This window comes from Marinomonas alcarazii, from assembly GCF_003208215.1.
GTDB lineage: Bacteria > Pseudomonadota > Gammaproteobacteria > Pseudomonadales > Marinomonadaceae > Marinomonas > Marinomonas alcarazii.
On the sequence record NZ_QKLW01000013.1, the window covers coordinates 37,089 to 51,014 of the forward strand.

Annotated in this window: 13 protein-coding genes; 12 read left to right on the top strand and 1 reads right to left on the bottom strand. The window is 45.2% G+C overall.

The window, feature by feature from the left end; translation table 11 throughout:
• The 8 genes from rplO (at window position 1) to rplQ (ending at window position 4,938) form a co-directional block, all read left to right on the top strand.
• Entirely contained in the window at window positions 1-435 is a 435-nt protein-coding gene (gene rplO, locus DFP75_RS17715) for a 50S ribosomal protein L15 (RefSeq protein ID WP_072841824.1), read from the top strand.
• A complete protein-coding gene (gene secY / locus DFP75_RS17720; RefSeq protein ID WP_110577379.1) occupies window positions 436-1,767 on the top strand; it encodes a preprotein translocase subunit SecY in 1,332 nt (443 codons plus the stop codon).
• Between the two features lie 19 nt (window positions 1,768-1,786).
• Window positions 1,787-1,900, top strand: a complete 114-nt coding sequence (gene rpmJ / locus DFP75_RS17725; RefSeq protein ID WP_110577380.1) for a 50S ribosomal protein L36 — start codon at window positions 1,787-1,789, stop codon at window positions 1,898-1,900.
• Between the two features lie 128 nt (window positions 1,901-2,028).
• Entirely contained in the window at window positions 2,029-2,385 is a 357-nt protein-coding gene (gene rpsM / locus DFP75_RS17730; protein ID WP_110577381.1) for a 30S ribosomal protein S13, read from the top strand.
• A 65-nt stretch (window positions 2,386-2,450) separates the two neighbouring features.
• A complete protein-coding gene (gene rpsK / locus DFP75_RS17735; protein ID WP_009836290.1) occupies window positions 2,451-2,843 on the top strand; it encodes a 30S ribosomal protein S11 in 393 nt (130 codons plus the stop codon).
• 16 nt (window positions 2,844-2,859) lie between these two features.
• The gene (gene rpsD, locus DFP75_RS17740; RefSeq protein WP_110577382.1) at window positions 2,860-3,480 is read left to right on the top strand and encodes a 30S ribosomal protein S4; all 621 of its coding nucleotides are present in this window, start codon (window positions 2,860-2,862) and stop codon (window positions 3,478-3,480) included.
• A gap of 33 nt (window positions 3,481-3,513) precedes the next feature.
• The gene (locus DFP75_RS17745; RefSeq protein WP_110577383.1) at window positions 3,514-4,518 is read left to right on the top strand and encodes a DNA-directed RNA polymerase subunit alpha; all 1,005 of its coding nucleotides are present in this window, start codon (window positions 3,514-3,516) and stop codon (window positions 4,516-4,518) included.
• A gap of 42 nt (window positions 4,519-4,560) precedes the next feature.
• Window positions 4,561-4,938, top strand: a complete 378-nt coding sequence (rplQ, locus tag DFP75_RS17750) for a 50S ribosomal protein L17 (protein ID WP_110577384.1) — start codon at window positions 4,561-4,563, stop codon at window positions 4,936-4,938.
• A 130-nt stretch (window positions 4,939-5,068) separates the two neighbouring features.
• Here the strand turns inward: rplQ and uvrA are convergent, their stop codons facing one another.
• Window positions 5,069-7,891: an excinuclease ABC subunit UvrA gene (uvrA, locus tag DFP75_RS17755; RefSeq protein WP_110577385.1), complete on the bottom strand. Its 2,823-nt coding sequence runs from the start codon at window positions 7,889-7,891 to the stop codon at window positions 5,069-5,071.
• A 156-nt stretch (window positions 7,892-8,047) separates the two neighbouring features.
• On the opposite strand from uvrA, the gene DFP75_RS17760 reads away from it, so the two are divergent.
• The 4 genes from DFP75_RS17760 (at window position 8,048) to DFP75_RS17775 (ending at window position 13,921) form a co-directional block, all read left to right on the top strand.
• Window positions 8,048-9,406 (top strand): MFS transporter, encoded by a 1,359-nt coding sequence (locus DFP75_RS17760; RefSeq protein WP_110577386.1) that lies wholly within the window; start codon window positions 8,048-8,050, stop codon window positions 9,404-9,406.
• A 36-nt stretch (window positions 9,407-9,442) separates the two neighbouring features.
• Complete coding sequence (gene ssb, locus DFP75_RS17765) at window positions 9,443-10,156, top strand: single-stranded DNA-binding protein (RefSeq protein WP_110577387.1); 714 nt, start codon at window positions 9,443-9,445, stop codon at window positions 10,154-10,156.
• Between the two features lie 109 nt (window positions 10,157-10,265).
• Complete coding sequence (gene smrA / locus DFP75_RS17770) at window positions 10,266-10,847, top strand: DNA endonuclease SmrA (RefSeq protein ID WP_110577388.1); 582 nt, start codon at window positions 10,266-10,268, stop codon at window positions 10,845-10,847.
• Between the two features lie 152 nt (window positions 10,848-10,999).
• Entirely contained in the window at window positions 11,000-13,921 is a 2,922-nt protein-coding gene (locus DFP75_RS17775) for an insulinase family protein (RefSeq protein WP_110577389.1), read from the top strand.
• The last annotated feature ends 5 nt before the right edge of the window (window positions 13,922-13,926 follow it).

The window sequence follows — 13,926 nt, forward strand, 5'->3', positions numbered from 1 at the left end:
ATGTTCTTAAATACACTTCGTCCTGGCGAAGGTAGCAAACATGCTCCTAAACGTGTTGGTCGCGGCATTGGTAGCGGCTTGGGTAAAACTGGCGGACGTGGCCATAAAGGTCTTAAGTCTCGTTCCGGTGGCTCAGTAAAACCTGGTTTTGAAGGTGGTCAAATGCCTTTGCAGCGTCGTCTGCCAAAATTCGGTTTTACTTCACGTCAGGCAAAGTATGTTGCTGAAGTTCGTTTAAACGAGCTTGCTGCTGTAAATGCTGAAGTTGTAGATTTGGCTGCTTTGAAAGGCGCCGACATTCTAGGTCATCAAATTAAGACTGCACGTGTAATCTTGTCTGGTTCTATCGACAAAGCGATTACTGTACGTGGTCTTAAAGTGACTAAAGGTGCTCGTGCTGCTATCGAAGCTGCTGGCGGAAAAGTCGAGGAATAAATGGCAAAGCGTGGCTCACTACCTGCTGGTATACAAAACGGATTAAGCGAGCTTTGGTCTCGTATTCGTTTTGTGTTCCTAGCAATTATTGTATATCGAATTGGTGCACACATTCCTGTTCCAGGTATTAACCCTGATAGGTTGTCTGCTTTATTTGATCAAAATGAAGGCACTATTCTGAGTTTATTTAACGTATTCTCAGGGGGCGCGCTTGAGCGCATGAGTATTTTTGCGCTTGGGATTTTGCCCTATATTTCTGCCTCTATTATTATGCAGTTATTGACGGTTGTGAGTCCTCAGCTAGAGCAGCTAAAGAAAGAGGGTGAGGCGGGGCGTCGTAAGATTACTCAATACACTCGTTACGGCACTGTTTTACTTGCTTTGGTTCAGTCTGCCAGTATGGCAGTTGGCTTAGCAAGCCAAGGGATTTCTTTCAGTAGTGGCATAGAATTCTATGCGGTTGCTGTTGTTACTCTTGTTGCTGGAACTGTTTTCTTGATGTGGTTGGGTGAGCAGGTAACAGAGAAAGGTATTGGTAATGGTATTTCCATTCTTATCTTCGCTGGTATCGTTGCAGGCCTTCCATCTGCTCTAGGCCGTTCGTTTGAGTCGGCTCGTCAAGGCGATATAAATATTTTGGCTTTGTTGCTGATTGGTATTTTGGCCATTGCGACTATCGCGTTCGTTGTTTTTATCGAGCGTGGTCAGCGTCGTATTACGGTTAATTATGCTAAGCGTCAACAAGGCAAAAAGGTGTTTGCCGCACAAAAGAGTCATTTGCCTCTTAAAGTGAATATGGCTGGTGTAATACCACCTATCTTTGCTTCAAGTATCCTTCTGTTCCCTGCTTCGATCGGCCAATGGTTTGGTCAAGGTGAAGGAATGGAATGGTTGCAAAATATCTCTTTGGCTCTAGCTCCTGGGCAACCGCTCTATGTGTTGTTATTTGCGATAGCAATTGTTTTCTTTTGCTTCTTCTATACAGCACTAGTGTTCAACCCTAAAGATGTGGCAGATAACTTGAAAAAATCCGGTGCTTTTTTGCCGGGTATTCGTCCAGGCGATCATACAGCTCGATATATTGATGGTGTAATGACCCGTTTGACATTGTTTGGTGCTTTATACATCACTCTAGTGTCTTTGATGCCTCAATTCTTTGTTGTTGCGTGGAATGTTCCATTCTACTTTGGCGGTACTTCTATGTTGATCGTAGTAGTGGTTGTCATGGACTTTATGTCGCAAGTTCAAAGTCATTTGATGAGTCAGCAATACGAGTCATTAATGAAGAAATCTAATCTGACTGGTTATGGTCCAAATGGCCTAATGCGTTAAGCGTAGGTTGGAGTTGAACATGAAAGTACGTGCATCTGTAAAGAAAATCTGTCGTAACTGCAAAATCGTTCGTCGTAACGGTTCAGTTCGAGTGATTTGCATTGAGCCTCGTCACAAACAGCGTCAAGGTTAATCGCGAGTTCGCTCGATGATGGGTAAGGGTGGTTGATTTATGTCCTAAAGATAGGCATAATCAGCCGCCCTCATGAAAGTAAAATGATGAATTAACATTTAATCATCAATAACAACGGAGTAAAGTGAATGGCTCGTATAGCCGGTGTCAATATTCCTGACAATAAACATGCGGTCATTTCTCTGACTTACATCTTCGGAATTGGTCGCACTCGTTCGCGCGCTATTTGCGCTGCTACAGGTGTTGCAGAAACTGCGAAAATCGGTTCATTAAGTGATGAAATCCTTGATGAACTTCGTGGCGAAGTTGCTAAGTATACTGTAGAGGGTGACTTGCGTCGTGAAGTCAGTATGTCTATCAAACGCTTGATGGACTTGGGTTGCAACCGCGGGATTCGTCATCGCCGCAGCCTACCAGTTCGTGGTCAACGTACCAAAACGAACGCTCGTACACGAAAAGGTCCTCGTAAACCTATTCGTAAGTAATTTAAACGCGTTTCGCTCTAGCCACTAAGTTTGCTAGAGCTGAGCATTAAATAGGAAAGTGCAATATGGCTAAGCCAGCTACGCGCAACACCAAGAAGAAAGTCAAAAAGACGGTCGTCGACGGTGTTGCTCATGTACACGCGTCATTTAATAACACGATCGTGACTATCACTGACCGCCAAGGCAACGCTTTGTCTTGGGCTACTGCCGGTGGTTCTGGTTTTCGCGGTTCTCGTAAAAGTACTCCTTTCGCAGCTCAAGTAGCAGCGGAACGTGCCGGTGCTGTCGCACAAGAGTTCGGCCTTAAAAACGTTGACGTAATGATCAAGGGCCCAGGTCCTGGTCGTGAGTCCGCAGTTCGTGCATTGAATGCATTGGGCTTGCGTATCAATAACATCACAGATGTGACGCCAATCCCGCACAATGGTTGCCGTCCACCTAAGAAACGTCGCGTTTAATTGAGGAGACAGATACATGGCTCGTTATATAGGTCCAACTTGTAAGTTGTCTCGTCGTGAAGGTACCGACTTGCAATTGAAGAGCGGTTCACGCGCTCTTGAGTCGAAATGTAAAGTAGAGACAGTTCCTGGTGTGCATGGCGCACGTCGCGGACGTCTTTCTGACTACGGCTTGCAGTTACGTGAGAAACAAAAAGTACGTCGTATGTACGGCGTTCTTGAAAAGCAATTTCGTAATTACTACAAATCTGCTGCTCGTCTAAAAGGTGCTACTGGTGAAAACCTTCTGCAACTTTTGGAATCACGTTTAGATAACGTTGTATACCGCGCAGGTTTTGGTTCTACACGTGCAGAAGCTCGCCAGTTAGTAGGCCATAAAGGCATTCTAGTAAATGGCGCAACGGTTAACATTCCGTCTTACCAAGTTAAAGCTGGTGACGTTGTGTCTATCCGTGAAAAAGCTAAGAAGCAATTGCGTGTACAAAACGCACTAGAGCTATCTAAAGGTCGTGCACCGATCCATTGGATCGAAGTTGATTCAACTAAACTGGAAGCAACTTACAAAGCTGTTCCAGAGCGTGCCGATTTATCAGCTGAAATTAATGAGAACCTAATTGTCGAACTTTACTCTAAGTAAGTCGGTAATTAGGATTAAGAAATAGGTGGATCTATGCAGCGTTCAGTGAGCGAATTGTTAACCCCACGCAACATTGAAGTACAGGAACTAGGCAAGACTCGTGCTAAAGTGACACTGCAACCGCTAGAACGTGGTTTTGGTCACACTTTGGGTAACGCGTTACGCCGCATTCTTCTATCTTCAATGCCAGGTTGTGCGATTGTTGAAGTTGAAATCGACGGTGTATTACACGAATACAGCGCAATCGAAGGGGTTAAAGAAGATGTAATTGAAATTCTTCTTAACCTGAAAGGAGTTGCGATCGCTCTACACGGGCAAGATGAGGCAACTCTTACTTTAAGTAAAAAAGGTCCTGGTATCGTAACAGCTGGTGATATCCAGTTGGTTGCTGATGCAGAGATCGCTAACCCAGATCATGTTATTGCGCACTTAGATGATACTGCTGAGTTAACTATGCAGATCAAAGTCGCTCGTGGTCGTGGTTATGAGCCTGCTGATGCTCGTGTTGCTGGCGACGATGAGACTCGTCCAATTGGTCGCTTGCAACTGGATGCCTCATTCAGCCCTGTTCGTCGTGTGGCTTACAGTGTCGATAATGCTCGTGTAGAGCAGCGTACAGATTTGGATAAACTTGTCATTGACATCGAATCCAATGGTACGATCGATCCTGAAGAAGCAATACGTCGCGCAGCGACTATTCTACAACAACAAATTGCTGTATTCGTCGCCCTTGAAAGCGAGAGTGAAGCACCAGTTGTAGAAGAAGAGGATGAGATTGATCCAATTTTGCTACGCCCGGTTGATGATCTTGAATTGACCGTTCGCAGTGCTAACTGTTTAAAAGCAGAGAACATTTATTACATCGGTGATTTGATTCAACGTACTGAGGTTGAGCTTCTTAAGACGCCTAACCTAGGTAAGAAGTCGTTAACTGAAATCAAAGATGTTTTAGCACAGCGTGGTTTGTCTTTGGGAATGCGTCTAGAAAACTGGCCACCAGCTAGTTTGAAAGACGATAGCAAAGTTCTAGCTCGCTAGGTCATTGTTCCCTGACCACCGTAGTTTGGTAAGGAATGTAAAATGCGTCATCGTAAGAGTGGACGTCACTTAAACCGTACTAGCTCACATCGTAAAGCGATGTTTAAAAACATGGCTGCTTCTTTGTTCGAACACGAAGTTATTAAAACTACGTTGCCGAAAGCGAAAGAATTGCGTCGTGTTGCTGAGCCGTTAATCACATTGGCGAAAGTTGATTCTGTTGCGAATCGTCGCCTTGCCTTTGCTCGTACTCGTAGCAAAGATGCAGTAGGTAAATTGTTCTCTGAACTTGGTCCTCGTTACCAAGCTCGTCCTGGCGGTTATGTTCGCATTCTAAAATGTGGCTTCCGTGCAGGTGACAACGCACCTATGGCTTATGTTGAATTGGTCGATCGTCCAGTTGCAGAAGCTGCTGAGTAATATCAGTTTGTAATAAAAAGCCGAGCTAATAGCTCGGCTTTTTTTTGTGAAAAATAAATGAAAAGGCAGTTATAAAAAAACACCTGTAAAGCTGGGCTCTACAGGTGTTTTTTGTTTCTATCTAAACCGGCTATTTAAGCATGTCTTTAAGAAATCGTCCGGTATGTGATTTATCTGCCTTACTAATTTCTTCAGGTGTCCCTTCGGCGATGATATAGCCACCACCACTACCGCCTTCTGGGCCTAAGTCGACAATCCAATCAGCTGTCTTTATAACGTCTAGGTTATGTTCGATGACCACGACGGTGTTGCCATGGTCTCTTAGTCGATGAAGAACTTTCAGTAGCTGCTCAATATCAGCAAAGTGTAGACCCGTTGTTGGTTCGTCCAAAATGTACAGAGTGGTACCTGTGTCACGTTTAGACAGTTCTTTTGCCAGTTTGACACGTTGTGCTTCACCGCCTGAAAGTGTTGTTGCTGCTTGCCCAAGGCGTATATAGCCTAAGCCAACATCCATTAATGTTTGCAGCTTTCTGGCAATAGAGGGTACAGGATCAAAAAATTCTCGCGCATCCTCAATAGTCATCTCTAGGCATTCGTGAATATTCTTACCCTTGTAATTGATTTCTAACGTTTCACGATTGTAGCGCTTACCTTTACAGGTATCACATGGCACATAGATGTCGGGTAAGAAGTGCATTTCAACCTTGATTACGCCATCGCCTTGGCAAGCTTCGCAGCGACCACCTTTGACGTTAAAGCTAAATCGACCAGGCTTATAGCCTCGAGAACGGGATTCTTGAGTGGCCGAGAATAATTCTCTCATTGGCGTGAAGATCCCAGTGTATGTCGCAGGGTTTGATCTTGGCGTTCGACCTATTGGGCTTTGATCGATGTCGACACATTTATCGAATAAATCTAAACCTTCTATACGTTCGTGTGGTGCCGCTTTTAATGTGGTTGCACCGTTTAGAGCTGTCGCAGCAAGCGGATACAAAGTGCCATTAATTAGAGTTGATTTGCCCGAACCTGAAACGCCAGTAATGCAAGTCATAACGCCAACTGGAATACTTAGATCAACCGTATTTAGGTTGTTTCCTGTCGCGCCAATCAGTTTAAGAAATTGTTTATCTTTAGCTTGATGGCGTATAGCTGGGATGTCAATTTTACGTTTTCCGGTTAAAAACTGCCCGGTTACTGATTCCGGACAATTCATAATATCTTGAGGCGTTCCACTGGCAATAATTTGACCTCCGTGAACGCCTGCGCCAGGCCCAATATCAACAACAAAATCAGCTACGCGGATCGCATCTTCATCGTGTTCAACCACAATGACTGTGTTGCCTAGGTCACGTAAGCGAGTTAGCGTGGCTATTAAGCGTTCATTGTCACGCTGATGTAAGCCGATGGATGGTTCATCAAGAATGTACATTACACCAACTAAACCTGCGCCAATTTGGCTGGCTAGGCGAATACGCTGTGCTTCACCGCCAGACAAAGAGTCGGCTTTGCGGTCAAGCGTCAGATATTCAAGTCCAACATTGACCAGGAAGGTTAATCGATCGCGGATTTCTTTTAGAATCTTTGAAGCGATTTCGCCTCTGGCTCCTGGCAGTTCAAGTGTCTCGAAATACTTCAAGCAATCTATGATTGGGTAGGTGACTACTTCTGGTAGAGTCTCGTTGGCAATAAAGACATTCCGTGCAGATCGGTTTAGTCGTGAGCCATGGCAATCAGGGCAAGGCTGAATGCTGATGTACTGTGAAAGGTCATCACGTACGCTATCGGATTCGGTTTCATGGTAGCGGCGCTGTAGGTTAGGGATAACGCCTTCAAACGCATGGGACCGTGTCATCTTGTCGCCGCGTTCATTTATATAGATGAAGTCTATTTTGTCTTTGCCTGATCCTTGCAGAATGCGCTTTTTGAATTCGTTCGGGATATCTTTGTATTTGGCTTCAATGTCAAAGCCATAGTGTTTTGCTAAGGCGTTGAGTTGTTGGTAGTAAAAAATGCTGCGTCTACCCCAGCCGCGTATGGCACCTTCAGCAAGAGTCAGTGTCTCATCTTGAATAATTCGATCTGGATCAAACATTTGATGAGTGCCTAAACCATCACAGGTTTGGCAGGCGCCATTCGGGTTATTAAAAGAAAATAGCCGAGGTTCTAGTTCGGTTAAGCTGTATCCGCAAACAGGGCACGCGAATTTACTAGAAAAAATATATTCTTCTTTTTCGTCATCCATGTTGATGACTTTGGCGATACCATCGGATAAGCCTAGGCAAGTTTCAAATGACTCAGCCAAACGAAGCTGTAGGTCAGAGCGCACCTTAAAACGGTCAATGACAACTTCGATGGTATGTTTCTTATTTTTTTCTAATATTGGTGCATCGTCCAAATCGACAACAATGCCATCGATTCGTGCACGAATAAAACCTTTAGATAGCAAGTCGCTAATGGTGTGTAAGTGCTCACCTTTACGATCCTTAATGATGGGAGCAAGCAGCATCATTTTAGATTCTTCAGGCAGCGATATAACTTTATCAACCATTTGTGATATGGTTTGCGCCTCTAGTGGCTCACCATGATCGGGGCAGCGAGGCTGACCTGCTCGAGCAAATAACAATCGTAGGTAATCGTAGATTTCTGTTATTGTACCCACTGTTGATCGTGGGTTATGAGAAGTGGACTTTTGTTCGATAGAGATGGCAGGAGAGAGACCTTCAATGTGGTCTATGTCTGGTTTTTCCATCATGGACAAAAACTGTCTAGCGTATGTTGAAAGTGATTCTACATAGCGACGTTGTCCTTCAGCGTATAGAGTATCGAACGCGAGGGAGGATTTACCTGAGCCGGATAGGCCAGTAATCACCACAAGTTTGTCTCTTGGGATGTCTAGGTCCACATTTTTTAAATTGTGAGTGCGGGCCCCGCGTATGGTAATGGTATCCATGTGTCTCCAATGTGAAGTCGATCAACAGAAGAAATCTGCCAGTAAATTAAATAACTGTCTATTTTTACAGTAGTTGAAATGGAGCTTCAACGGTATTTTTTGTAAAATTGACATCTTTTTTCCTAACCTTCAAAGTTAAACGGTTAAAACCTCTTTATGGATCTACTTGAACGCCGCTCTGTTTCTGCTTTAGCGCTGATCTATTTATTCAGAATGTTAGGCCTGTTCCTGATTATGCCCGTTATCAGCGTTGCAGCTGATGGACTGGACGGAGCCGACGCCGCTCTGATAGGCACCGCCATTGGTATTTATGGCCTCACGCAAGCCAGTTTACAAATTCCGATGGGCATGTGGTCCGACAAAATCGGCCGTAAGCGCGTCATCGTAATTGGTCTTTTGTTGTTTGCCGTAGGGAGCTTGATTTGCGCCAATGCCCATGACATTACGACCTTAATTGTTGGGCGAGCAGTGCAAGGGGCAGGGGCTATTGCGAGTACTTTGATGGCCCTATTGAGTGATGTAACAAGAGAGCAAAACCGCACTAAGGCTATGGCGCTGGTCGGTGTGAGTATTGGCGCGTCTTTTATGTTGTCCTTGGTTTTAGGGCCATGGTTATTTGCTCTGATAGGCCTTTCTGGCCTGTTTTATTTGTCTTTTGCACTATCTTTACTGGGCATACTCTTGATCCTTTTTGCTGTGCCGAATATCGTCCAGCATACTTTTCGACGTGATACGACACCAAGTCTTACCGCTTTGGGTTTGGTATTAAAAGATTCCAAGCTGCGCTTTCTTAATGTGAGTGTCTTGTTGCTGCATGCAAGCTTGACGGCGATGTTTGTGACGGTGCCCAACTTATTAATTGAGCAGTTTGGTTTACCCTTATCTGAACACAGTTTGTTATACTTGGCGATCATGGGTTTTGCCTTTGTTGGTATGCTACCATTAGTGATTATTGGCGAATCAAAAGGCAAAATGAAAGGCGTCTTAATCGCTGTATTCATTTTGTTAGGGGTAAGTGCAATAGCGTTGCAATGGACGCCTTATTTGTGGGCTTTTTCAGTCTTACTGTGCGTCTATTTTGTTGGCTTTAATTCACTAGAAGCGATTTTACCATCCCTAGTGAGTAAACTGGCTCCAGTAGGTTATCGTGGAACGGCCATGGGTGTGTTTTCTACTCACCAATTTATGGGGTCGTTTCTAGGCGGTATTGGTGGCGGCTGGTTGTTACAACACCATTCTAATGGTGGTGTTTTTTGGGTAGTGGGTGTTGTATTTTTGGCTTGGTCTCTCGTTTGTTTGACTCAGCCAGCGCCTCGTCAATTGAGTGGTTTGGCGTTTAGCTTACCTAATATGAATAATGAAGAAATAGCAAAGTTAGCGGATCAACTTGCGGAAATCCAAGGAGTGGAAGGCATGCAAATTTTTAAAGATGAGCAAACGGCTTATCTGAAAGTCGATAAAAAATTATTAGACAAAGATGCGTTGAGGCGAATAGCACCTCAGGTTCATCTTTAATAACACCTATTTATCTTTTAGTTGGAGAAAAGCCTCATGGCACGTGGAATTAACAAAGTCATCTTAATCGGTAACGCAGGCAATGATGCTGAAGTGCGTTTTATGCCTTCAGGTGCAGCCGTTGCTAATGTTAACTTAGCAACAACAGAAAGCTGGCGTGACAAGCAAACAGGGCAAATGCAAGAACGTACAGAATGGCACCGAGTGTCTTTTATGGATCGTGGTAATTTCCGTCTTGGTCAAATTGCTGGCGACTTCATCAAAAAAGGCTCTAAAGTCTATGTAGAAGGCTCTTTGCGTACACGTGAGTGGGAAAAAGATGGCATCAAACGTTATACGACTGAAATCATAGCGAATGAAATGCAATTGCTAGATGGTCGTGGTGATAACGCCGGCCAACAGCAGCAAGGCGGTTACGATTCTATGCAGGGCGGCGGCTATGGCCAAGCGCCACAGCAATCTGCACCACAACAAGGCGGCTACAATCAAGCGCCAGCTCAGCAACCTGCAGCGCCAGGCGGATTCAATCAGCCGCAAGGTGGATACGGTCAAGCGCCACAGCAAGCCGCGCCGCAACAAGCGGCCCCTCAGCAAGCAGCGCCACAGTCTTTTGGTAGTTGGGGCAATGCGCCACAGCAGGCGCCTGCTCAACCAGCACCACAACAGCGTGCGCCACAGCAACCAGCGCAACAGCCAAAGCCACAGCAAGCGCCAAACTTTGATGACTTTGATGATGATATTCCATTTTAAAACAGGAATGTTTTACCACCATTAAAGTGATAAAGGCTCCTTTTAGGGGCCTTTATTGCTCTATAGTGGTGTGCTAAATATGATGGTTAAATCAAAGAGGGTATAAGTTGTGAACGACGAAGATGAAACGTCTTTGTTCGCGCAAGAAGTGGCGGGTATTAAGCCACTTAAAAAAAGCGAAGTGTATCTGGGTAAGAAAGGCCCTCAGGTCGACTTCTCCGCTCGCCAAAAGGCAGCGTTGATCGCTAAAGAGGCGGACAGGAATCATTTGTCGCAAGACTATGTTGAACGAGTTGAGCCCAATGATGTGCTTGAATATAAGCGCTCTGGTGTGCAAGACGGGGTGTTCAAGCGTCTTAGGCAAGGAAAATACGGTGTCGAGGCGCGCTTAGATTTGCATCGACATACCGTTGCTCAGGCACGAGAGCAGGTGTTTCAGTTTGTAGATGACTGTATGCGCAATGATATTCGTGTTGCGATTATTGTGCATGGGAAAGGAGATCGTACGCCAGATCCTGATGGCCGTGCCATGATTAAAAGCCATATTAACAAGTGGTTACAAGAGCTTGATGCTGTGATGGCGTTTCATAGTGCACAACGTCACCACGGTGGCTTGGGGGCGGTGTATGTACTTTTTAAAAAGACGGAAAAAGCACGTATAGATGACTGGGAAAAACATCAAAAACGCTAAGGTCTTATTTCGTTTTACAAAGGGCGGCCTACGTTAGTTCGTGCAGTAAATGCCATATTTTTGCTATAATCCCGCCACTTTGCTGTCTTGAGTTTATCCAAGCTGCCCTAAAATAATGTAATTATCGTATTCTGATTCTATCGAGGTAGAGAATGGCAAATAGCACCGCGCACCATCCTGCATTTACGTTTCTTCGCAGTGAGTTTATCGATGCTCTGAACGTTACCGTTCAAGAGTTTGAGCACACAGTTACGGGAGCTAAACATTTTCACATCGCGTCTGAGAATGACGAAAACGTATTTCTAGTTGGTCTAAAAACCGTACCAACAGATTCTTGCGGCGTCGCACATATTCTTGAACACACGGTGTTGTGTGGCTCTGAGCGTTTTCCGGTTCGCGATCCATTCTTTATGATGATTCGACGTTCATTGAATACCTTCATGAATGCTTTTACTTCTTCTGATTGGACGGCTTATCCGTTTGCCAGTAAGAATAAAAAAGACTTCCATAACCTGTTGGGTGTGTATCTGGATGCGGTGTTTTTTTCCCGCTTAGATGAATTGGATTTTTCTCAGGAAGGTCACCGTTTAGAATTTGCTGAACCCGATAATGCAGAGTCTGAATTGACGTTCAAAGGCGTTGTGTTTAATGAAATGAAAGGCGCGATGAGTTCCACCACATCCGTCTTGTGGCAAACGCTAACCAAATACTTATTCCCGAATAATACTTACCATTTTAACTCTGGTGGTGAGCCATCTGATATCCCTGATTTATCTTACCAAGATTTGTTGGCGTTTTATCGCAAGCACTACCATCCTTCGAATGCAGTCTTCATGACCTTTGGTGATATTCCAGCGCAAACACTACAAGCTGAGTTCGAAGAAAAGGTATTGAGCCGCTTTGAGCGTTTAGACGAGCAAGTCAGTGTGCCGAATGTGAAGCGTTATTTCTCTCCTGTACGAGTGGAAGAAGGTTACGCTGCCGATGAAGTGAAAGAAGACGGCAGCCACGTGGTTGTTGGTTGGCTGTTGGGCGAAAGCACCGATCTAAATCAGCAGTTCGAAGCGCAACTTTTGTCTAGTGTCTTGCTAGATAACAGTGCGTCGCCTTTGATGCGCGTATTAGAAAATAGCGAGCTTGGTCGTGCGCCATCGCCTTTGTGTGGTCTTGAAGACAGCAACAAAGAAATGAGCTTTATGTGTGGGTTGGAAGGTGTAAAACGCGAAGATGCGCCAAAAGTAGAAGCTTTGGTCTTATCGACACTGGAGTCCATTGCAGAGACTGGTATCCCACAAGATATGGTTGATGCCATGCTGCACCAATTGGAACTCAGCCAGCGGGAAATCGGTGGTGGTAGCTATCCATATGGTTTGCAATTGATTTTGGCAGGTTTGTCGACTGCGGTTCATGCTGGTGATGTGATTGCGCAGCTTGATCTTGACCCTGTTATCACTGCGATGCGAGAGAAAGTGCAAGATCCACAGTATATCCCGAATTTAATCAAACACTTGCTGCTGAATAATGCACACCGAGTCACGATCACATTAAGCCCTGATGATGCTTTAGAAGCGCGTCGAAATCAGGCAGAGAAAGATCGCCTTAGCCAAATTAAAGCGGCTTTGTCTGATGCTGATAAGCAACAAATTATTGACCGCAGTGCGGCTTTAAAAGCACGTCAGTCACAAGTTGATGACATGAGTATTCTGCCAAAAGTAGGTCTAGAAGATGTGCCTGCGCGCTTGCCTGAGTACGAAAATGAGAAGGTAGAGGGGGATTTACCTATCACCTTTTACCCTCAAGGGACAAACGGCTTGGTTTACCAGCAATTAGTGATTGATCTGCCTGAACTGGACGAAGAAGAAACGGAATATTTGCCTTTGTTCTCTTCAATGATGACAGAGCTGGGGGTTGGAGAAGACGATTATCTTGCTGTTCAAGAGCGTCAAGCTCAAGTGTGTGGCGGTTTAGGCGCTTCTAATTCGATTCGCGCCACCATCAAAGACCGTCAGGACTTGAACGGTTACTTCATCTTGTCATCGAAAGCCTTGGTTCCCAATGTTAAGGCGATGAGTGATTTGTTGAAAGATACTATACTTAATGTGCGCTTTGATGAGGCAAGCCGAGTGAAAGAGCTGGTGGCTCAACGTCGTGCTCGTCGCGAACAGTCTATTACGGGCCAAGGTCATTCATTGGCGATGGCGGCAGCGTCCAGTGGTATTTCTGGCTTAGCTGCGCAGCAAGAGAAGTGGAGCGGCATGTCTGGTATTCGTTCGGCGATTGCGCTAGATGATGCGATGAAAGCCGACAGCAGCACTGTTGAAAATGTTTTGGCGATTTTCAAGCGTTTGCATACTAAGTTGTTGCAAGCGAAGAAACAGCTTTTACTGGTTGCAGAGCCACAGCATGAAGCGAATGTCTTGAGCGAAGTGCAGGCTGTTTTTGCAGATCTTCCTATGGGGAATGAGCAGACAGCATTCTCAATAGCCCCAGTAGACTCTAAAGTAAATGTCGCTTGGTTGACATCGACGCAAGTGAACTTCTGTAGTAAGGCGTTCCGCACGGTGTTTGGAGAGCATCCTGATGTTGCAGCACTGACTGTATTGGGTGGCTTCTTGCGTAACGGTTTCTTGCATCGAGTGATTCGAGAGCAGGGTGGTGCTTATGGCGGTGGCGCAACGTTTGATGGAAGTACAGGGTCGTTCCGCTTCTATTCATACCGTGATCCACGTTTGACCGAAACCTTGTCAGATTTTGATGCATCTATTGAATGGATGATAAATGAAGAGCACACAGAAGATGCGCTTGAAGAGGCGATTTTAGGTGTGATTGGTTCCATGGACAAGCCTAGTTCGCCTGCGGGAGAAGCGCAAAGCGACTTCTATGTGCAATTGCATGGCCGCAGTTTGGCTTACAGAGAAGCGTTCCGAGCCAAGGTCTTGGCGGTCACGGTTGAGCAGCTACAGCAAGTTGCCAAGAAATATTTGATTAAAGAAAATGAAAGTGTCGCGGTAGTAACGTCCACATCAAAGCGTGCGGAACTCGAAGCGTTAGGGTTTGATATCCAAACCCTTTAAAAATA

What these genes read in the sequence shown, in the direction of transcription:
- rpsD (WP_110577382.1), top strand. Translation starts at nt 2,860, where the DNA reads ATGGCTCGTTATATAGGTCCAACTTGTAAGTTGTCTCGTCGTGAAGGT.
- secY (WP_110577379.1), top strand. Translation starts at nt 436, where the DNA reads ATGGCAAAGCGTGGCTCACTACCTGCTGGTATACAAAACGGATTAAGC.
- DFP75_RS17760 (WP_110577386.1), top strand. Translation starts at nt 8,048, where the DNA reads ATGGATCTACTTGAACGCCGCTCTGTTTCTGCTTTAGCGCTGATCTAT.
- DFP75_RS17775 (WP_110577389.1), top strand. Translation starts at nt 11,000, where the DNA reads ATGGCAAATAGCACCGCGCACCATCCTGCATTTACGTTTCTTCGCAGT.
- rpsK (WP_009836290.1), top strand. Translation starts at nt 2,451, where the DNA reads ATGGCTAAGCCAGCTACGCGCAACACCAAGAAGAAAGTCAAAAAGACG.
- uvrA (WP_110577385.1), bottom strand. Translation starts at nt 7,891, where the DNA reads ATGGATACCATTACCATACGCGGGGCCCGCACTCACAATTTAAAAAAT.
- rplO (WP_072841824.1), top strand. Translation starts at nt 1, where the DNA reads ATGTTCTTAAATACACTTCGTCCTGGCGAAGGTAGCAAACATGCTCCT.
- rpmJ (WP_110577380.1), top strand. Translation starts at nt 1,787, where the DNA reads ATGAAAGTACGTGCATCTGTAAAGAAAATCTGTCGTAACTGCAAAATC.
- rpsM (WP_110577381.1), top strand. Translation starts at nt 2,029, where the DNA reads ATGGCTCGTATAGCCGGTGTCAATATTCCTGACAATAAACATGCGGTC.
- DFP75_RS17745 (WP_110577383.1), top strand. Translation starts at nt 3,514, where the DNA reads ATGCAGCGTTCAGTGAGCGAATTGTTAACCCCACGCAACATTGAAGTA.
- ssb (WP_110577387.1), top strand. Translation starts at nt 9,443, where the DNA reads ATGGCACGTGGAATTAACAAAGTCATCTTAATCGGTAACGCAGGCAAT.
- rplQ (WP_110577384.1), top strand. Translation starts at nt 4,561, where the DNA reads ATGCGTCATCGTAAGAGTGGACGTCACTTAAACCGTACTAGCTCACAT.